Below are 19,236 nucleotides of genomic sequence, written 5' to 3' on the forward strand. Positions count from 1 at the left end.
CGCCGTCATGCGACGGCGGTGGCGGTGCCCCGCGTCACGCGAGCGGGCCCGCTCTCACGCGTTCGGCGCGGCCTCGCTGATGTCGCTGAGCGCCGACTGGGGGTCGAGCTGCATGGCGAGGTCACCGAGGGAGACGATGCCGACGAGCTTGCGGTCGCTGTCGCAGACCAGCACGCGCCGGATGTTGCGCTCGCGCATCAGCGCCGCCGCCTCGTTCGCTGTGCAGTGCTGCTCGATCATGACCACCTCACGGGTGATGATCGAGCCGATCGTGGTGGTGCCCGGGTCGGCGCGTTCGGCCACCGCCCGCACCACGATGTCGCGGTCGGTCAGCATGCCGGCGAGCGTGGCGCCGTCGGTCACCACCACGTCGCCGATGTCCGACTCCTTCATCACCCGGGCCGCCTCGTCCAGCGGGGTCTCCGCCGGGAGGTAGATCACCTGCCTGGTCATCACGTCACTGACGCGGTACATGAGAGCCTCCGAACACCTCGGTCGATCCGTATGCGGTACCCGGTACCGCGTTCGCTACACCCCGTCGTGGCGCGTCGCGCCCACCTCGTCGCGCAGACGCTCCACGATGTCCTCCACCGGCACCTCGGCCCGTTCACCGGTGGCCCGGTCACGTAGTTCCACGTACCCGTCGGCGAGACGGCGGCCGACCACGACGGCGCGCGGAATGCCGATCAGCTCGGCGTCGGTGAACTTCACCCCGGCGGACACGTGCGTGCGGTCGTCGACCAGCACCCGCAGGCCGGCGGCGGCGAGGCGCCCGCCGAGGTCGAGCGCCGCGTCGAGTTGCGGCCCCTTCCCGGCGGCGACCAGGTGTACGTCGCACGGCGCGACAGCCGCGGGCCAGACCAGCCCCCGGTCGTCGTGGTGCTGCTCGGCCACCGCGGCGACCGCCCGGGACACGCCGATGCCGTAGCAGCCCATCGTGGGCCGGACCGGCTTGCCCTCCGGGCCGAGCACGTCGACCGCGAACGCGTCGGTGTACCGGCGTCCGAGCTGGAAGATGTGCCCGACCTCGATGCCCCGCCGGATGGTCAGCTCACCGGCGTCGCAGGCCGGGCAGGGGTCGCCGGGCCGCACCTGGGCCGCTTCGATCGTGCCGTCCGGTACGAAGTCGCGCCCGCAGACCACGTCGGTGGCGTGCCGGCCCGGCTCGTTCGCGCCGGTCAGCCAGGCGGTGCCGGGCACCACGCGGGGATCGACCAGGTAGCGGATGCCGTGCTTGGCCAGGATCTGCGGCCCGATGTAGCCGCGGACCAGCTCCGGGTGGGCGTCCCAGTCCTCGAAGACCGCCACCGTGGCGGGGGCCAGCACCGCCTCGACCCGCTTCAGGTCCACCTCGCGGTCGCCGGGCAGGCCGATGACCAGCGGTTCAGCCTGCTCGGCACCGGGCCTGCGGACGGTGAGGACCACGTTCTTCAACGTGTCGGCGGCGGTCCAGCCGGTGCGCCCGCCCAGCTTGCGGGCCTCGGCCAGCTCGACCAGCGCCGCGATGGTGGGCGTCTCCGGGGTGTCGTGCGTCTCGGCGGGCGGGTGCGCGTCCGGGTCACCGGCGGCCGGGGCGCGGGTCACCACCGCCTCGGTGTTCGCCGCGTAGTCGCAGGCGGTGCAGCCGACGAACGTGTCCTCACCGACCGGCGTGGCGGCCAGGAACTCCTCCGACGCCGACCCACCCATCGCGCCGGACATCGCGTGGACAGTGGTGAAGTCCAGCCCGAGCCGGGTGAAGACGCGCTCGTAGGCGGCCCGGTGCCGGTCGTACGCGGCCTGGAGTCCGGCGTCGTCGAGGTCGAACGAGTAGGCGTCCTTCATCAGGAACTCGCGCCCGCGCAGCAGACCGGCGCGGGGACGGGCCTCGTCGCGGAACTTCGTCTGGATCTGGAACAGCGTCACCGGGAAGTCCCGGTACGAGGTGAACAGGTCCTTCACCACCAGCGCGGCCAGCTCCTCGTGGGTCGGCGCGAGCAGATGGTCGGCGCCCTTGCGGTCGGCGAGCGTGAAGATGTCGTCCCCGTATTCGGTCCACCGCCCGCTGGTCCGGTAGGGCTCGGCCGGGAGCAGCGCCGGGAAGTGCACCTCCTGGTCGCCGATCGCGGTCATCTCGTCCCGCACGATCGCGGTGATCCGGTCCAGCACGAGCTTGCCCAGCGGCAGCCAGGTGTAGCCGCCCGGCGCGGCCCGGCGGACGTATCCGGCGCGCAGCAGCAGCCGGTGGCTCGGCACTTCCGCGTCGGCCGGGTCCTCACGCAGGGTCCGGAGCAGCAGGGTCGACATGCGCAGCAGCATTGCCGCAGCTTATGGCGCGAGCGGAGGGCCGGGCGACCCCTTTCGGCGTCCGCGCGGACCGATCGTCGCCGGCTCGGCGAGGTGGCGGCATCCGACTGGTGTCGATGCCGCCACCCCGCCGAGATGGTGCGGATGGGCCGGTAAATGTCGCGGGTGCCGGGTAGGAATGCGGCATGGCTGAGCGACCGCTGATGAAGCTGACGACAACGGTGCTGGACGCGCCGTCCGCAGAGGACCTGGCCGCGTTCTACGAGCGGCTGCTCGGCTGGATCCGGCGCGAGAAGGAAGCCGACTGGGTCCTCCTCGCCCCGCCCGAGGGCGGCCACTGGCTGGCGTTCCAGGACGAGCCGGCCTACGTGCGGCCGGTGTGGCCGGCCGGTCCCGGCGACCAGCAGATGTCTGTCCACCTGGACATCAAGGTCGACGACCTGGAGGCAGCCGTGGCGTACGCGGTGTCCGTGGGCGCGACGCTGCCCGACTTCCAGCCGCAGGACGACGTCCGGGTGCTCCTCGACCCGGCCGGTCACCCGTTCTGCTTCTACCTCTCATGACGGGCGACGCAACCGCATCGGCGCGGGCGACCAGCCAGTACGCGACTACGACCGGCAACCTGACCGCTCGCATCGCGCTGCACGCCTACGGCACCAACCCGCAGAGCTGGTACGCCTGGCTGGGCGAGCGGCTGCCACTGGCCGGGGACGTGCTGGAGGTCGGGGCCGGCACGGGCGAGCTGTGGCACCGGATCGGCCCTCGGCGCCGGCTCACGCTCACCGACTTCTCGCCCGCCATGTGCGCGCGGCTGCGCGAGGTGCCCGGCGCCCGGGTGCAGCGCTGTGACGCCACGCGCCTGCCGTTCCGTGACGGCGCCGTCGACGCGGTGATCGCCAACCACATGCTCTACCACCTGGACGACCCGGACGCCGCGCTGCGCGAGTTCGCCCGGGTGCTGCGTCCCGGCGGGCGGCTCGCCGTCGCGGTGAACGGCCGCGACCACCTCGCCGAGCTGGACGCGCTCGGACCAGCCATGGGGCGCCCCGACCTCGCCGTCGGACTGCACCAGAACGACGTCACGGCCGAGACGGCACCCGCCCGGGTCGCCGCCCACTTCACCGACGTGACAGTTGAGCGCTACCCGGACGAGCTTGTGGTGCCCGCCGCGGAGCCGATCCTGGCGTACATCGTCAGCATGATCGGGCCGCTCACCGTGGCGGAGGAGTCGGCCGCGCGCGCCGCGATCGAGGCCCGCATCGACGCCGAGGGCGCCTTCCGGGTACGCAAGCACACGGTGCTGATCAGCGCGACGCGCGGCTCCCGCTGAGCCGGACGAAGGCCCGCCAGGCGTCGGGTGTGAAGGTGAGCACCGGCCCGGCCGGGTCCTTGCTGTCCCGCACCCCGACCACACCGGCCAGGTTGTCCGCCACCTCGACACACTCGCTCTGCCCGCTGCGGGTTGACTTGCGCCAGAGCGCGCCGATCAGCTCCATGACTCGACCACTTCCTTCATCAGCTCGATCGACTGCCGGCGGGACAGCGCCTCACTGCGGACGCTCTCCCATCTGGACAGCAGGATAGCCACGTCTTCATCTTTGTCGATCACTGTTCCGCCGAGCTGGTTCTCCAGGTAACCGATCCAACCGCCGTCGCCGCCGCGAGCCAGGGTGAATGGTCCGGTCAGTCCGATGTGCAGGCTCGCGTCGGCCGGGATGACATGTACCGCTACATGGGGTTGGCTGCTGGCCTCGATCAGGTGCGCCACCTGCTGACTCATCAGTCCGCGAAAGCTCTCGTCGGCGCGGCGCAGCACGGTTTCCTCGATCACCGCGACGAACTTGGGTGGATCGGCGCCGGCCAGAACGGTCTGCCGGTCGAGCCGGACCGCGAGTCGCCGTTCGGCTTCCTGCTCGGCGAGCATGTCGTCAGTGCGGATCATCGCCCGGGCATAGTTCTCGGTCTGCAACAGGCCAGGGATGAGGCTCGGCTGGTAACAGCGCAACTGCTGCGCCTGGCGTTCGGCTTCGAGCCAGGGGCGGAACCAGCTCGGCTGGCCGTCGCGCTCGGCGAGCTTGAGCAGCGACATCAACAGTCCGCCGGTGCCGAGCACCTCGTCGGCCCGGGCGAGGAAGAACCTGTCGAGCGGCCGGTGGCCCAGCTCGACCGCCGACACCTGGGAGCCGGAGAAGTGCACGAGCCTCCCGAACTCCTCCTGGCTCAGTCCGGCCCGCACCCGCAGCCGCCGCAGTTGCGCGCGGATCAGCTCGGCGGTCGGCTCGTTCTCCACACGCCCTCCTCAGATTGCGGCCGGTCTCCCGGCCTCTCCCCGGACCTGCAGCGAGGACTTCCGAGCGTAGTGGCGCGATCAGCAGACTGTCACGCATGAACCTTCCCGTACCGCGGCTCGGGCCGTACCCCGATCGGCCCCGCCCCTACCCGCCGGACCACCCGGCCCACCTGCCGATCCGGCCGCTCTGGCTGTGCCGCGCCTGCGGCGCGCCGTGGCCCTGTGCGCAGGCGCGCCTACTGCTCAAGGTCGAGTACGCGGACCACCCCGTCGACCTGGCCGTCTACCTGTCCGGGCTCTACCACGAGGCCACCCACGACCTGTTCCGCCTCAACCCGCAGGACGGGCCGACCCCGCGCGAGCTGTTCGAGCGGTTCGTCGGCTGGGGCCCGTACCGGCGCGGCATCACCGATACGATGCCCGCGACATGACTGCGCCCGGGGACTTCGACCTGACGATGGACGAGTTGCGCGAGGTGGCGCGGTACGCGGTCCGGCACGCGGAGGACGTCCTCCCGGTCTACGAGCGGGCGGTTCCCGGCGATCCGCGTCCCCGTGCGGCTGTCGACGCGGCGTGGACGTTCGCGCGCGGTGCCGCCCGGACGAAACTCCAGCGGGTCACGTCCCTCGACGCGCACCGGGCCGCCCGGTCCGCGCCCACCGAGTCCGCGCGCCTGGCCGCCCGGGCCGCCGGTGACGCCGCCGCGGCCGCGTACCTGCACCCGATCGCGAAGGCCACCCAGGTCGGCCACATTCTGCGGGCCGCCGCCAACGCCGCGCGCGTCGCCGAACTGGAGGCCGGCGGTGACGAGATCGTCGGCATGGCAGCGCTGGACCGGTACCGGCAGCTCGCCACCCCCGTGCTGGTCGACGTGCTCCGCCGCTATCCGCCGGTGACCGGCGGCGGCAGCCGGGTCGCCCGGCTGATGAGCGCACTCGACCACGACCTGCGCCAGGGCGCCGCCGGGCCGGAGGCCGCGTCGTGATCCTGCCGAAGGTCCGCGATCCCCGGTTCACCACGATCCGCCGGGGCGGCACGCTCACCGACGAGCACCACCATCTGCTGGCGCTCTGGGCCGCCACCTGCGCGGAGCACGTCCTCGGCCTGTTCGAGGCGGTCCGGCCGGACGACAGCCGCCCGCGTGAGGCGATCGCGTACGCCCGCGCCTGGGTGCGGGGCGAGGTCAGGATGATGGAGGCGCGTGCGGCGGGCGGGCACGCCATGGGCGCGGCCCGGGACCTGCGCGGGGCGGCACGCAACGCCGCGTACGCCGCCGGACAGGCCGCCGTCGTGGCCCACGTGGCCGCGCACGAACTCGGCGCCGCCGCGTACGCGATCAAGGCGGTACGCGCGGCGGCGCCCGCCGGTCTCGGCGAGGCGGCCGGGCGCGACGAGTGCCGGTGGCAGCGCGATCAGCTTCCGGCCGAGATCCGCGAGCTGGTCCTGGACGACCAGCGGCTGCGCAACGACATCTGCTGGTCGGTCTTCGACTGCTGACACCGGCCGGAGCCTGTCGGGAAAGTGCCACCGGAGGTGGCAACCATGGCGTGGCCGGGTGGCGTCTCGGAAGGCGTCACGCCGATGCACCACCTGACCCCAAGGACCGGCTCGTGTGGATCTTCTCCTGACTGAGTTCGACCTGTTCGTCCGAACTCGTACGCCCGCGCTGCTGCGCTCCGCCTACCTGCTGACCGGCGACCAGCATCTGGCCGAGGACCTCGTCCAGTCCGCGCTGGCCCGTACGCACCGTGCCTGGAATCGGTTGCACGAGACCGGCAACGCGGAGGCGTACACCCGGAAGGTCATGTACCACCTGCAGGTCTCCTGGTGGCGACGCCGCCGGGTGGCCGAGTCGATGCCGGGCGACGTGCCCGAGCCGCGCGGAGGCGACTCGGCCCCCGACCACGCCCAGCAGACCACGCTCCGGCTGACCCTCCGGGCCGCGCTGGCCCGGCTCTCTCCCAAACAGCGGGCCGTGCTGGTTCTGCGGTTCTTCGAGGACCGCACCGAGACCGAGGCCGCCGACCTGCTCGGTGTGACAGTCGGCACCGTCAAGAGCCAGACCTCGAAGGCGCTGGCGAAGCTGCGCAGCGTGGCACCGGAGCTCGCCGAGCTGTACGTCACGGAAGGAACCGCCCGATGAACCAGGACCGACTGCGTTTCGACCTGGCCGATCTGGCCGAGGAGGTCACCCCGGTCGACCTGCGGGACCGGGCACTGCGTACCTCGCGGCGGCTCGGCCTCCAGCGGGCCGCCGCCACTTCTGCCGCCGTGCTGGTGGTGCTGGCCGCCGCGACCGGAACGGCACTGGCGATCCGGCCGAACAGCCAGACGCCCGTGCCGGCCGGGCCGTCGGTCACAGCCACCGCCCCGCCGGTCGAGCCCACCCCGACGTCGTCCGCCGAGCCGTCGAGCACGCCGTCGACCAGTCCCAGCGAAACCACAGGCGGGGGGTCGAACGGTGACGCGACCTTCGGGCGGCTCGTCTACGGCCCGTCCGACCTGGCGAACGCCCCGTCCCCGACGAGCACCGTCCGGCTTCAGTCCTGGCGTCCGGGCGACGACCCGGTCCGCCTGCTCGGTCTCCCGTACGGGCCGGCGCAGGTAAACGTCTCGGTGTCACCCGACGGACAGAGGGTCGCCTGGGTCGAGACGACCGGTGCGGTGTGGGTGTCGGCCATCGACGGCTCGGGGCGGCGCAAGCTCCGGGACGGCGTCGACGACGTCTGCTGGTCACCCGTCTGGCTGCCGAACTCGCAACAGCTCGTCGTGCGTCTGAACGCTGGCGGCGACGACCCGGCCACCGGCGTGCTCGACGTCTCCTCCGGAAAGTTCACCAGGGTGACCGGCCTCGACGGCTGTCACGCCGTGTTCGCGGCGGACGGGACGCTGGCGTTCGCCGACGGCTCCGACGGCACGATCGTCCTCACCGACCGGAACGGCAGGGCGCGCCGGACGGTGCCGGGCCTGGGCACCAAGGGCAGCCGGTACGTCTCCTTCGACCTGTCCAGTCTCTCCCCGGACGGCCGGCGGGTCGCGCTCCTGCGGATCGACCGGAACGGCACGTACGGGGACGCGGCACGGGAGCTACTGGTCAACGCCGTGCTCGACACCCGGACCGGCGCGGAGGTGTCGCTGCCGCTGGAGGGACGTCAACTGCGGCAGGTCTTCTTCCAGCCGGACGGGTCGATGGTGGTCCGGGTGCGCAGCGGTGACCGCTACACGGTGGTCCTGGTGGATGCGAACGGCAAGAAGATCACGGAGCGGGCGGAGCCCTCGGCGCTGCGGGACATGCAGATCATCACCGCAGGACCGTGATCGCCGCGTCCGCCGTGACCTGCTTCCACGGCACCAGCACCACTGTGCCGTCGCGCTCCAGCACCTTCGCGTCGCTGCCCTCGGTGCCGGCCGACAGCGGCGCCTCGGCCACCACGCTCACCGTCCCGGTGGCGGGGTCGATCCGGACCAGCCGTGGGGCGAGATCCCGCCGGTCGCCCACCTCCCACGCCAGCAGGCCCTGCCCGTCGAGGCGGACGAGTTCCACCTCGCTGTCGGTGTGCCCGGCCGACACCCAGCGCCGCTTCCCGGTGGCCAGGTCGATCGCCACGACCTGGTTCACCTGGCGCATCTTGTCGCCCACTGGAGAGGGCTCGGTCGGCAGGTAGAGCGTGTCCGCGTCGGCCAGGTACGGGCGGACCGCCGGCCCGCTCACCGTGTTGGAACGGTTGACCGGCAGGTCGCTGAACCGCGTACCGTCGACGGGGTTGCCGAACGCGGCCCGCTCCTTGCCGGTGGCGTCGCGCGCGACGAACGTCTCGGTGTTCAGGCCGGGCCGGCTGACCAGCGGGTCGACGCTGAGAACCCCGTCGCTCTGCTGCGCGGCGGGCAGGTCCTGCTTCCAGCGCGGCTTGCCGGTGGCCGGATCCAGGCCGAGCAGCGCGCCCCGGTCGCCGTCGCAGAGCGTGGTGACCACTGCCTGGTCCCCGGCGGCCTGCGCGTCGGTCAGGCGGCAGTCGCGGCCGGGCAGCAGCCGGTCGGCGTCGGTCTGCCACAGCCGTTTGCCGTCGGCCAGCGAGTAGCCGAAGACGCTTTCGCCGCTGCGGACGACCACCTGCCCGGCGGTCACCGACAGGTCGGGGGCGACGATCTCGGACCGGCCCGTCCGGCGTTCGACGGGGAACGTCACCCGCCACGTCTGCGTGCCGGCGGCCGCGTCGAACCCGACGAGCGTGTCGCACGAGTCGGCCGGACCGAGCGCCACCACACCCCGCCCGTCGGTGAGGGTCTGCGCGGCCGCGCACAGCGAGGCGGCCTGCGGCGCGGGCACGCCCCACGCCTGGCCGCCGTCGCCGAGCCGGTAGGCGATGATCCCGTCCGGCTGCGCCCGGACCACCGCGTCGCCGACCAGCCAGGCGCCGAACATGTCCTGCCCGTCGTACGTCTTCAGGCCGTTGCGCTGCAGCTCCGGGAAGTCGAGCACCCACGCGGCACGCAGCTTCCTCCCACCGTCGTCACCGCCGCCGACCAGCCGGGACACGCCGTAGGCGGTGCCGGCCGCGACCGCGAGCACGGCCACCAGCCCACCGGCCACCAGCAACGCGACGCGCCCGCGCCGCTTCGGCGCCGCCGGCGGCGCACCGACCGGACCCGGCCGGCCCACCGGTGGGTACGCGGGCGGCGGGTACTGCTGGTGCTGATACGTCATCGGTCGTCTCCCGTTTCCGTCAGCCCGCCAGTTCGCGGACGTAGTCGGCCCAGCCGGCCTGGAACTCGTCGAGCGACACGCCGAGCACGTCCCGGGCGGCGCGGTCGGTCGGGGTGCCGGCGTAGACGGCCTCGACGAAGCGGAACAGCTTCGGCTCACCGTGCTTCTCGGCGAGGTGCGTCATCGCGGTGTGCCCGAGCCAGTAGTGGAAGGTCAGCAGGCCGCTCTTCTGCCAGTCGGCGTTGCTGGGCAGCGTGCCGTTCCAGCCGTTCCCGCCGTCGCGGACCAGTTGCAGGGCGGGCGCGGTGCGCTCGCTGGCGGCCAGCGGGCGGCCGTGGAAGGCGATGTACTCGGCGAACCCCTCGACCACCCACTCGTCGAGCTTGCTGAACTCGTCCACGGCGGCCGGGTCGGTGCGGGGCGTCATCAGCGAGTGCGCGATCTCGTGCCGCAACACCATGTGGGCGTCGTTGTCGCCGCCGGAGCGGGTGAAGTAACGATCTCCGGTGTCCACCACGATGCGGGTGCCGCCGATCGTGTTCCTGCCGTCCTTGCGCTCGGCCGCGACCATGCCCACCGAGTAGCCCGCCTCGGTGGCCTTCTCGGTGCCGATCCGGTAGAGCGAGGTCATCTCGTCCTTGCCGGCGGCGAGCGTGACGACGAACTTGTCAGACGCCGGCTCGGGCGGCGCGTTGGCCCGCCACACGGCCAGGTTGCTCGTCACCGCCTTGTCGACGGCCGGGGCGTACCGCCTCGCCACGGCAGCCCGGGCCGCATCGGTGATGATCAGGGCGTACGGGGTCCGCTCGACATGGATGTCCCGCCACTTGTCCCACGGCCCGGGGTAGTAGACGGTTTTCGAGTCGCCGTTGCCGCCGGCCGGCGCGCCGGTGACGGCGGTGACCTGGATCGGCGCGTCCTTGCCGGCGCGGACGACCGTCCAGCGGTACCACTCGGCGACCGGCGCCAGGTCGAAGCCGTCCAACTGGTGCACGAAGGAGACGTCGAGCTGGAACGTGACGCCCTGCCCGAAGGCGTCGCTGACGCGGCCCTGCTTCTCGATCGTCTCGTAGCGGGCCACCGACAGCGGCAGCTTGCCCAGGTTGCGGAACAGCTGGGTCTGCCCGGCGATCAGTTCCTTGCGGGCCGGGTCGAACGCGGCCAGGTAGCCGTCCAGGTCCTTCGCCGCCAGCGCCTTGCTGTGCCGGTCGAGCAGGGCGGTCAGCTCGGCGTCGGTGACGGTGACACCGTTCGCGCCGGCTGCCGCCTTCGGCGCGGAGCCGTCCTCGTCGTCGCCGCGCAGGCCCAGCCCGACGCCGACCGCCGTGCCGGCGCAGACCGCCAGCGCGAGCGCGCCCGCCGCGAGCCCGATCCAGAGCCCACGGCGGGACTTCGGCGCGCCCGGGGGCGCCCACTGCTGCCCGGGGGGCGGCGGTCCGCCGTACCGGGGGTCGGCGTTGCCGGGCGGTGGCCAACCTGCCGCCGGTGGGTGCCCCTGCGTCATGTGGTTCCTCGCTCGTGCCGGATGCGGGACCGGCCGGACGGTTTCGCGCGGCCGGATGACGGCAGCCATCATCCCCGGTCCGGACGACGGATTCTGCCCCGCCTGGACGGGTCGGGGCTTTTGTCCCCGGGGGTGGTTGTCGTGAACAGGACGTCGAGACATCCGCCACGTCCGGCGTCCAGGGCCAGCGGGAGCGGCCCGCGCGGTGACAGACTGTGCGACGCACTTCTGCCGGGACGTCTGAGGGAGGCGCCGTGCGCTGGCGCAGCTACGTGGCGGTGGGCGACAGCTTCACCGAAGGCATGGACGACGCGTATCCGGACGGCAGCTACCGGGGCTGGGCCGATCTGGTCGCCACCCGTCTCGCCGTCGAGGCCGGGCCCGACTTCGGCTACGCCAACCTGGCCATCCGGGGCCGGCTGTTCCCGAACGTGGTGGCCGAGCAGGTGCCGTCCGCGCTGGCCATGAAGCCCGACCTGATCAGCTTCGCGGCCGGCGGCAACGACGTGCTGCGCCGCACCTTCGACCCGGACGCGTTCGTCCCCCGCTTCGACTCGGTCGTGCAGCGGCTGCGCTCCGGCGGCAGCGACGTGGTGCTGTTCCGGTTCGCCGACGTGATGTCCCGGCTGCCCGGCCAGCGGCTGATGGCCCCGCGCGTGACGCTGCTCAACCGGGTGGTCGGCGAGGTGGCCGAGCGGCACGGCGCGATCCTGGTCGACCTGTACTCCGACGACACCTACCTCAACCCGCTGCTCTGGAGCACCGACCGGATTCACCTGTCGGCGGCGGGCCACCGCCGGGTCGCCGCCCAGGTGCTCACCGCGCTCGGCGTCGGCTGCGACGAGGAGTGGCTGCTGGTCCCGCCGCACCCGGCGCCCAGCCCGTGGCTCGCCGCGCGCGCCGCCGACCTGCGCTGGGCCGGCAAGCACCTGGCGCCGTGGATCAGGCGCCGGCTGACCGGGCGGTCCTCCGGCGACTTCGTCACCGCCAAGCGGCCGGTGCTCGGGCCGGTCGAGCGCGACTGAGTGTGCGTACCGTCCACGCCGCCGACCTGCTGCGGCTGACAGCCGACGACCCGCCCCGAGCGGGGCTGGCCGTCGTGGTCGCCGGTGACCGGGTCGAGGCGATCGTGCCGACGGACGAGCTTCCCGGCGCGTACCCCGGGATGCGGGTGCGGCGGTGGGCCGGCACGCTCGGGCCGGCGCTCGTGCACGACGGTCCGCTGCCCCCGGCGCCCACGCCGCGCGAGCGGGTGCACGCGCTGTTCCGGCTCGGCGTCGCCGCGGTGGTCGAGGAGCACGTGGCCGACCCGGCGCTGCGGGCTGCCGCGGCCCGCAACGACGTGGCGGTGCTGCCCGGCGTGCGGCCGCCCGCACTGGTGACCGGCGGGCGGGCCGACCTCGCCGTGTTCGGCCCGGACGGCGCCTGCCTGGCCACAGTGGTCGCCGGCCGCCTGGTGCACCGCCGCGCCTGACCCCGCCGCACGGCTCGACCTTCACCGCCGTTCGTCCGATGTGTCCGGTTGCCCGCTTATCGGGATCGCCCGATGTCCGCCCCACTGGATAGCATCCGCTACCCCCGTCGATCGAGTACGGGGCGAAATCGGGGAAAGGTGGATGAGGGATGACCCTCATGCCTGACAGAAATCCACGTCGAACCGCCCGGCGAGGCGTGCTCGCCGCCGCGCTGTCGATGGTGGTCGCGGCCGGAACGGTGGCCGCCACCGCGGCGCCGGCAGCCGCGTACGACATCCGCTACGAGACGAACACCTCGTGGGCCTGGACCGACTCGCACTCGCCCACCACGGTCGACATCGACCGGTCCGGGGACGTGCCGGTCGGCACGTGGAAGGACGGGAAAGGCCGCCCGCACACGTCGCGCGCCTACTTCACGTTCGACATCTCCCGCTACCGGGGAGCGGACATCCAGTCCGCAGTCCTCGACGTGAAGGAGACGGCAGGCGGCGACTGCACCAGCCGTCCCGTGGTCGAGCTGCGGCGTACCGCCGCCTACACCGCCCGGTCGAGCTGGCGGAACCCTCCGGCCGACCTGGGGCTGGTCGACAGCCGCCAGCTCACCGACCAGACCGTCTGCCCGGCGCCCCGGGTGGAGTTCGACGCGGTCGACGGGCTGCGCCAGGCGCTCGCCGAGGGCCGGTCGACGCTGACCCTCTCGCTGCGGCTGCCCGCCGACGCCGAGCGGGACCCGGCACTGGCACGGAAGTACGCCAGCAAGGTCGGCATCTCGATCGACTACAACTTCCGCCCCGGCGTGCCGACCGACCTGCGGAGCGAGACCGGCACGGCGTGCACCACCACCGAGCCGTACCAGGTGATCCGCTACCCAGTCCCCTCCGGAGTGGTGCACGACCGGGACCGTAACGACAGCGGCGGCACGGACCAGCTCACCGTCTCCTTCGCGGCCTGGCCGGTCGACCAGCCGGAGGCGCGGATCGAGCAGACCGACTACGCGCGCGACGGCGAGCGGGCCGTCGGCCGCTACGACACCATCTATCCGTCGCCGTTCGAGCACGACCGGACGTACGCCTGGCAGATGCGGGCGGCGGACAGCCGGGCCACCGGCGAGTGGAGCCCGGTCTGCTACTTCCGCCTCGACGTCCGGGGGCCGGCCACGCCGCCCGTCGTGACGTCGACCGACTTCCCCGACGACGACGGGTGGTACCCGGCTCTGCCCGGCGAGTTCACCTTCACCGCCAACGGCGCCGCCGACGTGGTGCGGTACGGCTACTCGCTGGACTCCGGCGTCGAGAAGATGATCGACGCGGACCGGACGGGCGGCACGGCCACCGTCACGCTCACCCCGGACAGCGGCCCGAACACCCTGCGGGTGTGGAGCCTCGACGCGGTCGGCAACCGCTCGGCGACCACCGAGTACACGTTCCGCGCCTCGGACGTGTCGCCGGTCGTGGAGGGACGGCTGAGTGAGATCGGGGTGCCTGCCACGTTCCAGCTGCGTCCGCAGATGGACGGCGTGGTGCGCTACCGCTACGCCCTCGACGGCGACCCCGAGCAGACGGTGGACGCGGCGGCGGACGGCTCTGCCGCGATCACCGTCACCGCGACCCGGGGCGGGTCCCGCACCCTGACCGTCACCAGCGTCACGGCCGACGGTGTGGAGGCCACCAGCAGCCGGCAGTTCAGCCTGCCGACCGCGCCGAAGGTCTCGGCCACCGTCTACCTGCCCGTCCCCAGCGGTGGGCAGGGCATTCCGGGCGTCTTCACCTTCACCCCCCGCCTGCCCGACACGGTCAGCTACCGCTACCAGTTCACCGGCGAGGACCAGCAGGTGGTGGCCGCGCAGGCCGACGGCACCGCGTCTGTCACCTGGGCGCCGACCGAGGCGGGCGTGGTCAACCTGGTCGTGCGCAGCGTGAGCGGGGACGGCACCGTATCGGAGCCGGCGACCTTCTCCTTCCGGGTGCGGGACCTGCGCCCCGCCGTCACCGCCGACCCGTACCGGACGGACGTGCCCATGGGCGGTCCGGGCCAGCCGGGCGAGTTCCGGTTCACGTCGCAACTCACCACGACGGTGGCCTTCCTCTACCGGTTCGACGACGGCGTCGAGCAGCGTGTCGAGACCGGCAGCCGGGCGACGGTGAGCTGGACGCCCACCGACGGCGGGACGCACACGCTCACTGTCGTCGGGGTCACCGCGGACGGCACCCGCTCGCCCGAGCAGGTCTGGACGTTCCTGGTGGCCGAGGGCTGAGCACCTGACCGCACCGGCCCCACCACCTTTCCGAGGCGGTGGGGCCGGTGTCACATCCGTGGCCCGCGATCCGGCGTACCTTGGGGATCATGCCTGTGCCGAGCGATCCGCATCCTGATCTCCAGTCGTACGCCGACCCGCAGCGCCTGGTCACCACCGAATGGCTGGCCGAGCACCTGGGCGACGAAGGGCTCGTGGTGGTCGAGTCCGACGAGGACGTGCTCCTCTACGACACCGGCCACATCCCCGGCGCCGTCAAGGTCGACTGGCACACCGAACTCAACGACCAGGTCACCCGCGACTACCTGGACGCCGCGAGCTTCGCCGAGCTGTGCGCGGCCAAGGGCATCGGGCGGGACGACACGGTCGTCTTCTACGGCGACAACTTCAACTGGTGGGCCGCGTACGCCCTCTGGGTCTTCACCCTCTTCGGTCACCCGGACGTACGGCTGCTCGACGGCGGCCGGCAGAAGTGGATCGCCGAGGGGCGGGAGCTGACCCGGGACAAGGTGAGCCGGCCCCGCGCCTCGTACCCGGTGCCGGAGCGCAACGACGCGCCGATCCGCGCGTACCGGGAGCAGGTCATGGCGCACGTGGCGGCCGGTCGGCCGCTGGTGGACGTGCGGTCGCCGGGCGAGTACACCGGCGAGATGCTGCACATGCCGGACTACCCGCAGGAGGGCGCGCTGCGTGGCGGGCACATCCCGGGCGCGGTGAGCAAGCCGTGGAAGTCCGCCGCGAACGACGACGGCACGTTCAAGTCCGCCGACGAACTGCGCGCCATCTACGCCGACCAGCTCGGTCTGAGCCCGTCCGACGACGTGGTGGCGTACTGCCGGATCGGCGAGCGGTCCAGCCACACCTGGTTCGTGCTGCACCACCTGCTCGGCTTCCCGCAGGTGCGCAACTACGACGGTTCGTGGACCGAGTGGGGCAACCTGGTCCGGGCTCCCGTCGTGAAGGGCGACCAGCCCGGCGGCCTGACCCGCTGAGCGTCCCGGCCGGTCCCGCCGTCACCGCGGCGGGACCGGCCGCGTTCCGGACCCGTCAGCGGGCGGCGATCGACAGGCTCCCGGGGACGTCGGCCGCCACCAGGTCGACAGCGCCGGTCTCCGGCCGCCAGCGGGCCAGCCCGGCGTCGTAGCGGAACAGCAGGCCGCCGTCGGCGGTCCAGCCGTACACCTCGCAGCACGCCTTGGCCCGGCCCTCCCGGCCCAGGTCGAGCAGGCGCGTCACCGCGCCGGTGCGGGCGTCCAGCACCGCCACGCCCTCGCCCCCGCTCATCGTGCCGGCGCCACTGGCGGTGGTGGTCCACCCGGCCTGGCCGATCCGGTCGCCGCGCTGCCAGCCCCGCCCGTACACCTCGTCCAGCCGGTAGCCGGGGGGAAGCGCGCCGGTGGTCACCGGCCGCCGGTCCGGCGCGCCGCCGGAGGCGGGGAACCGGCGTACGGCCAGGCCGCCGTCCCCGGACCAGCCGCCCACTGTGAGCAGGTCGCCGGGCCGGTCCGGCTCGGGTACGACGAGCGTCCACGGGTCGACTGTCAGCTTCGGCGCCGCTCCGGTGCGCCGGTCCAGCTCGTACGCGGTGTCGTTGTCCCCGACGATCAGCCGGTCACCGGCCCAGACCAAGTGTTCCAGGTAGCCCGCGAGCGGATAGCGACGCAACTCGGCGTCGGTCAGGTCGACCACCACCACCTCGCCGGTCTGCGCGAACGCGGCGGTCCGGCCGTCCGGCGACAGGCTGCCCGGCTTGAGTGCCGTCGCCTCGTTGCCCTCGGCGTCGCGGGTGGGCGCGAGCGTGACCACGTCGAGTTCCCGGACGATGCCGTCGTCACCCAGCACCCGGACCGTGCCCGCCTCGCCGGTGGCCGGGTCGACCGGCTGGTACAGCGCCAGCGCCCGGCTCACCGGCCGGTCGGAGAGGCGGTAGGCGACCCGGTCGCCGAGCCGGCCCAGCGGGTCGCCCGCCTCGCCGAGCCGGTCCGGGGGCCGCTGCACGACCGGCGCGCTCGGTGCCGAGGTCACCGCCGGGCGGGGTGGCGCCGCGGGGGGCGGGCCGGAGCGGTGCAGGAGCGCTGTCGTACCGCCGCCGACAAGGACCACGGCGACGGCGGCGGCCCCGGCGGCGCGGCGGACACGACGGACCCGCCCGGCCCGTTCCCATCCGGCGGCGGCCGGCCGGGTCGGGCGGATCTCCTCGGTGGCCCGGGTCAGCAGCCGGGTCAGCTCCGTCTCGTTCACGGGTTCACCTCGCTTCCGGCGGCCAGGCCGTCGCCGGACCGGCCGGGGGCGGGCACCACGTCGCGCAGCCGGCGCAGCGCGTCGTGGCACTGGCTCTTGACGGTGCCGACCGTGACGCCGAGCGCCTCGGCGGTGGCGACCTCGGTCAGGTCCTCGAAGTAGCGCAGCACCACGACGGCCCGCTGGCGTGGCGGCAGCCGGTCCAGCGCGGCGCGCACGGTGAGCCGCAACGCGGGGTCGCCGTCCTCGTCCGGCCGCTCCGGCGGGTACGCGCTGAGCCACTCCCGCCGCCGGCGTCGCCACCAAGACACGGCGTCGCGGTAGAGGATGGCGCGCACGTACGCGGCCGGGTCGCCGTCGCGCACCGACGGCCAGCGCAGCGCCAGCTTGAGCAGCGCGTCCTGGAGCAGGTCCTCGGCCTGGTGCCGGTTGCCGCAGATCAGGTACGCGGCGCGCAGCAGCCGGTGCTGGTGCGACTCGACGAAGGCGAGGTAGTCCGCCCGCCCGTCGTCCGAGTCACGCCCCATCCGGCTCCTCCTCCGTCACCGGCCAGACGCGCGGGACGGGCGCAAAGGTTGGGTCAGGTAGCGCTGAATCGTCGGGCCGACCCAGGCGGTCAGTTCCTCCGGGTCGAGGTCCACGACGGGTGGCAGCCGGACGACGTACCGGGTGAGGGCCAGTCCGAGGATCTGGCTGGCCACCAGACCGGCCCGCCGCTCGGCGGTCGCCGGGTCGACGCTCGACCGGGCCACCGCGGTGGCGAGCTGGCCGGCGAAGATGCCGCGCATCCGTTCGGCCGCGCCGGGGTTGGTGGCGGCGGCCCGGAGCAGGGCGACGAGTGTCCCGTCCGCCTCCCAGCGGCGTACGAAGTGCCGGGTCAGTGTCTCGCCGAGCCGGTCCGGCGGCACCTCGGCCAGGTCGGGCAGGCGCAGGTCGAACTCGGCCGCCGCGGCGAAGAGCCCCTCCTTGCTGCCGTAGTAGCGCATCACCATCGACGGGTCGATGTGGGCGTCGGCGGCGATGGCCCGGATGGTGGCCCGGTCGTAGCCGTCGGCGGCGAAGCGTTCCCGGGCGGCGCGCAGGATGGCCGCCCGGGTGGCGTCCGAGCGGCGGGTTCGGGTGGCGGGTTCGGTCACGCCCACGACTGTAGGCCAACACGTGTTGACATTGGTTCTACAGTGAAGTCAACATGTGTTGGCAAACATTTGTTGACCGAGCCGGAGGTGGGAGCGATGCTGCCCGAACGCACCGACGTCCTCGTGGTGGGCGCCGGGCCGACCGGCCTGGCGGTGGCCGTGACGCTGGCCGGGCACGGGGTTGCCGCGACCGTCGTCGACCGGCTCGCCGAGCCGCCCGTCACGTCGCGCGCCGCCGTGGTGCACGCCGGCACCCTCGAAGTGCTGGACCGGATCGCTGTCGCCGCGCCGCTGGCCGCCCGAGGGCTGCGCTCGGCCCGGTTCAGCGTCCGCGACCGGGACCGGGTGCTGCTCACCGTCCCCTTCGACCGGTTGCCGTCGCGCTACCCGTACGCGCTGCTGATCTCGCAGGCGGAGACCGAGGCGGTGCTCGCCGACCGGCTCGCCGCGCTCGGCGGGCGCGTGCTGCGGCCGTACGAGATGACCGGCCTGGACCTCGACGGCGACGGCGCTCTCGCGCGCTTCGACGGCGGCCGCGCGGTCCGGGCGCGCTGGGTCGTCGGCGCGGACGGGATGCACAGCCGGGTCCGCGAACTCGCCGGCATCGGCTTCGGCGGCCCGGCCGACCCCGGGGAGTCGTTCCTGCTCGCCGACGTCCGGGTGGACAGCGCGTTGCCGCGCGACCAGGTGAGCCTCTTCCTGTCCCGGCGGGGCCCGCTGGTCTGGGCGCCGCTGCCCGACGGTACGGTGCGGCTGGTCGCCGCGGTGGCGGACGCGCCGCGCGACCCGCAGGCGCACCACTTCCAGGCGCTGCTCGACGAGCGCGGTCCGGTGCGCCGGCCGGACCGGGTCACCGGGATGGACTGGTCGTCCCGGTTCCGGATCCACCACCGGATCGCGAGCACCTACCGCTGCGGGCCGGTGCTGCTCGCCGGGGACGCGGCGCACGTGCACAGCCCGGCCGGCGGGCAGGGGATGAATCTCGGCCTGCGCGACGCGGTAGCGCTCGGCGACGCGCTCGCCGCCGGTCCGCGGGCCCTCGACGGGTACGCGGCCGACCGCCGCCCCCGCGCCGAGGAGGTGCTCGGTTTCGCCGCCACCCTGACCCGCCTAGCCGCCGCCCCACCCCCACTCCGCCCGTTGCGAAACCTCCTGCTCCAGGCGGTCTCCACCCTCCCCCCGATGCGCGCCCGAATCGCAACCCGCCTCGCCGGCTTCGAACCCCCACCCCGCTGATCTTGCAGTTCGGGCCCTCGACGGGTCCTTTTTGTGCGCCTTCGACCGGGCGGAAAGTGCAAGATCAGCGGGGAGGTGGGTGGGCGGGGGAGGGATGAAACGGGTCGGA

General features: G+C 73.4%; 21 protein-coding genes. 12 read left to right on the plus strand and 9 right to left on the minus strand.

The window, feature by feature from the left end:
• Positions 1-54 precede the first annotated feature (54 nt).
• Complete coding sequence (locus tag J3R08_RS31220; RefSeq protein WP_030499538.1) at positions 55-474, minus strand: CBS domain-containing protein; 420 nt, start codon at positions 472-474, stop codon at positions 55-57.
• A 54-nt stretch (positions 475-528) separates the two neighbouring features.
• Positions 529-2,298 (minus strand): proline--tRNA ligase, encoded by a 1,770-nt coding sequence (locus tag J3R08_RS31225; RefSeq protein ID WP_209963836.1) that lies wholly within the window; start codon positions 2,296-2,298, stop codon positions 529-531.
• A 173-nt stretch (positions 2,299-2,471) separates the two neighbouring features.
• Here J3R08_RS31225 and J3R08_RS31230 point away from each other — a divergent pair, with 173 nt between their 5' ends.
• Both J3R08_RS31230 and J3R08_RS31235 read left to right on the plus strand, forming a co-directional pair.
• Positions 2,472-2,849 (plus strand): VOC family protein, encoded by a 378-nt coding sequence (locus J3R08_RS31230; RefSeq protein WP_113972315.1) that lies wholly within the window; start codon positions 2,472-2,474, stop codon positions 2,847-2,849.
• The gene (locus tag J3R08_RS31235; protein ID WP_209963839.1) at positions 2,846-3,616 is read left to right on the plus strand and encodes a class I SAM-dependent methyltransferase; all 771 of its coding nucleotides are present in this window, start codon (positions 2,846-2,848) and stop codon (positions 3,614-3,616) included. Before J3R08_RS31230 ends, J3R08_RS31235 begins: the two co-directional genes overlap by 4 nt.
• Here J3R08_RS31235 and J3R08_RS31240 read toward each other — a convergent pair.
• Together J3R08_RS31240 and J3R08_RS31245 are read right to left on the minus strand one after the other, a co-directional pair.
• Complete coding sequence (locus J3R08_RS31240; RefSeq protein WP_043327652.1) at positions 3,591-3,782, minus strand: DUF397 domain-containing protein; 192 nt, start codon at positions 3,780-3,782, stop codon at positions 3,591-3,593. The two genes, J3R08_RS31235 and J3R08_RS31240, sit on opposite strands and share 26 nt — an antisense overlap.
• On the minus strand, positions 3,773-4,576 hold the full coding sequence (locus J3R08_RS31245) for a helix-turn-helix transcriptional regulator (protein WP_209963842.1): 804 nt from the start codon (positions 4,574-4,576) through the stop codon (positions 3,773-3,775). The genes J3R08_RS31240 and J3R08_RS31245 overlap by 10 nt, the downstream gene beginning before the upstream one ends.
• 95 nt (positions 4,577-4,671) lie before the next feature.
• Between J3R08_RS31245 and J3R08_RS31250 the strand changes: the two genes are divergently transcribed.
• From J3R08_RS31250 to J3R08_RS31270, 5 genes are all read left to right on the plus strand, one after another.
• Positions 4,672-5,007, plus strand: coding sequence for a hypothetical protein (locus J3R08_RS31250; RefSeq protein WP_082931107.1), 336 nt, complete (start codon positions 4,672-4,674; stop codon positions 5,005-5,007).
• Positions 5,004-5,561: a putative immunity protein gene (locus J3R08_RS31255; RefSeq protein ID WP_104112352.1), complete on the plus strand. Its 558-nt coding sequence runs from the start codon at positions 5,004-5,006 to the stop codon at positions 5,559-5,561. The genes J3R08_RS31250 and J3R08_RS31255 overlap by 4 nt, the downstream gene beginning before the upstream one ends.
• The gene (locus J3R08_RS31260; protein ID WP_043327649.1) at positions 5,558-6,073 is read left to right on the plus strand and encodes a putative immunity protein; all 516 of its coding nucleotides are present in this window, start codon (positions 5,558-5,560) and stop codon (positions 6,071-6,073) included. Before J3R08_RS31255 ends, J3R08_RS31260 begins: the two co-directional genes overlap by 4 nt.
• A gap of 115 nt (positions 6,074-6,188) precedes the next feature.
• Positions 6,189-6,719 (plus strand): SigE family RNA polymerase sigma factor, encoded by a 531-nt coding sequence (locus J3R08_RS31265; RefSeq protein WP_043327648.1) that lies wholly within the window; start codon positions 6,189-6,191, stop codon positions 6,717-6,719.
• Positions 6,716-7,894 carry a WD40 repeat domain-containing protein gene (locus tag J3R08_RS31270; protein ID WP_209963845.1) on the plus strand — a complete coding sequence of 393 codons (1,179 nt, stop codon included), beginning with the start codon at positions 6,716-6,718 and terminating at the stop codon, positions 7,892-7,894. The genes J3R08_RS31265 and J3R08_RS31270 overlap by 4 nt, the downstream gene beginning before the upstream one ends.
• On the opposite strand, the gene J3R08_RS31275 is transcribed toward J3R08_RS31270, so the two are convergent.
• On the minus strand, positions 7,878-9,281 hold the full coding sequence (locus J3R08_RS31275) for a PQQ-binding-like beta-propeller repeat protein (RefSeq protein ID WP_064448011.1): 1,404 nt from the start codon (positions 9,279-9,281) through the stop codon (positions 7,878-7,880). The genes J3R08_RS31270 and J3R08_RS31275 overlap by 17 nt on opposite strands.
• 19 nt (positions 9,282-9,300) lie before the next feature.
• Positions 9,301-10,785, minus strand: a complete 1,485-nt coding sequence (locus J3R08_RS31280) for a hypothetical protein (RefSeq protein ID WP_064448010.1) — start codon at positions 10,783-10,785, stop codon at positions 9,301-9,303.
• 254 nt (positions 10,786-11,039) lie between these two features.
• Between J3R08_RS31280 and J3R08_RS31285 the strand changes: the two genes are divergently transcribed.
• From J3R08_RS31285 to J3R08_RS31300, 4 genes are all read left to right on the plus strand, one after another.
• Entirely contained in the window at positions 11,040-11,810 is a 771-nt protein-coding gene (locus tag J3R08_RS31285; RefSeq protein ID WP_043327644.1) for an SGNH/GDSL hydrolase family protein, read from the plus strand.
• A 2-nt stretch (positions 11,811-11,812) separates the two neighbouring features.
• Positions 11,813-12,259 carry a hypothetical protein gene (locus J3R08_RS31290; RefSeq protein ID WP_043327643.1) on the plus strand — a complete coding sequence of 149 codons (447 nt, stop codon included), beginning with the start codon at positions 11,813-11,815 and terminating at the stop codon, positions 12,257-12,259.
• Between the two features lie 158 nt (positions 12,260-12,417).
• Positions 12,418-14,514, plus strand: coding sequence for a hypothetical protein (locus J3R08_RS31295; protein ID WP_157539150.1), 2,097 nt, complete (start codon positions 12,418-12,420; stop codon positions 14,512-14,514).
• 89 nt (positions 14,515-14,603) lie between these two features.
• A complete protein-coding gene (locus J3R08_RS31300) occupies positions 14,604-15,506 on the plus strand; it encodes a sulfurtransferase (protein ID WP_043327642.1) in 903 nt (300 codons plus the stop codon).
• 55 nt (positions 15,507-15,561) lie between these two features.
• Here the strand turns inward: J3R08_RS31300 and J3R08_RS31305 are convergent, their stop codons facing one another.
• The 3 genes from J3R08_RS31305 to J3R08_RS31315 are packed head-to-tail and all read right to left on the minus strand — an operon-like array spanning position 15,562 to position 17,897.
• Positions 15,562-16,755: a hypothetical protein gene (locus J3R08_RS31305; protein WP_209963850.1), complete on the minus strand. Its 1,194-nt coding sequence runs from the start codon at positions 16,753-16,755 to the stop codon at positions 15,562-15,564.
• Positions 16,752-17,282, minus strand: a complete 531-nt coding sequence (locus J3R08_RS31310; RefSeq protein ID WP_113972306.1) for a SigE family RNA polymerase sigma factor — start codon at positions 17,280-17,282, stop codon at positions 16,752-16,754. The genes J3R08_RS31305 and J3R08_RS31310 overlap by 4 nt, the downstream gene beginning before the upstream one ends.
• Positions 17,283-17,297: 15 nt before the next feature.
• Positions 17,298-17,897 carry a TetR family transcriptional regulator gene (locus tag J3R08_RS31315; protein ID WP_209963853.1) on the minus strand — a complete coding sequence of 200 codons (600 nt, stop codon included), beginning with the start codon at positions 17,895-17,897 and terminating at the stop codon, positions 17,298-17,300.
• Positions 17,898-17,987: 90 nt separating this feature from the next.
• Here J3R08_RS31315 and J3R08_RS31320 point away from each other — a divergent pair, with 90 nt between their 5' ends.
• Positions 17,988-19,127 carry an FAD-dependent monooxygenase gene (locus tag J3R08_RS31320; RefSeq protein ID WP_209963855.1) on the plus strand — a complete coding sequence of 380 codons (1,140 nt, stop codon included), beginning with the start codon at positions 17,988-17,990 and terminating at the stop codon, positions 19,125-19,127.
• Positions 19,128-19,236: the final 109 nt, after the last annotated feature.

The organism is Micromonospora sp. HB375, assembly GCF_017872985.1.
GTDB classification, from domain to species: Bacteria; Actinomycetota; Actinomycetes; order Mycobacteriales; family Micromonosporaceae; genus Micromonospora; species Micromonospora chalcea.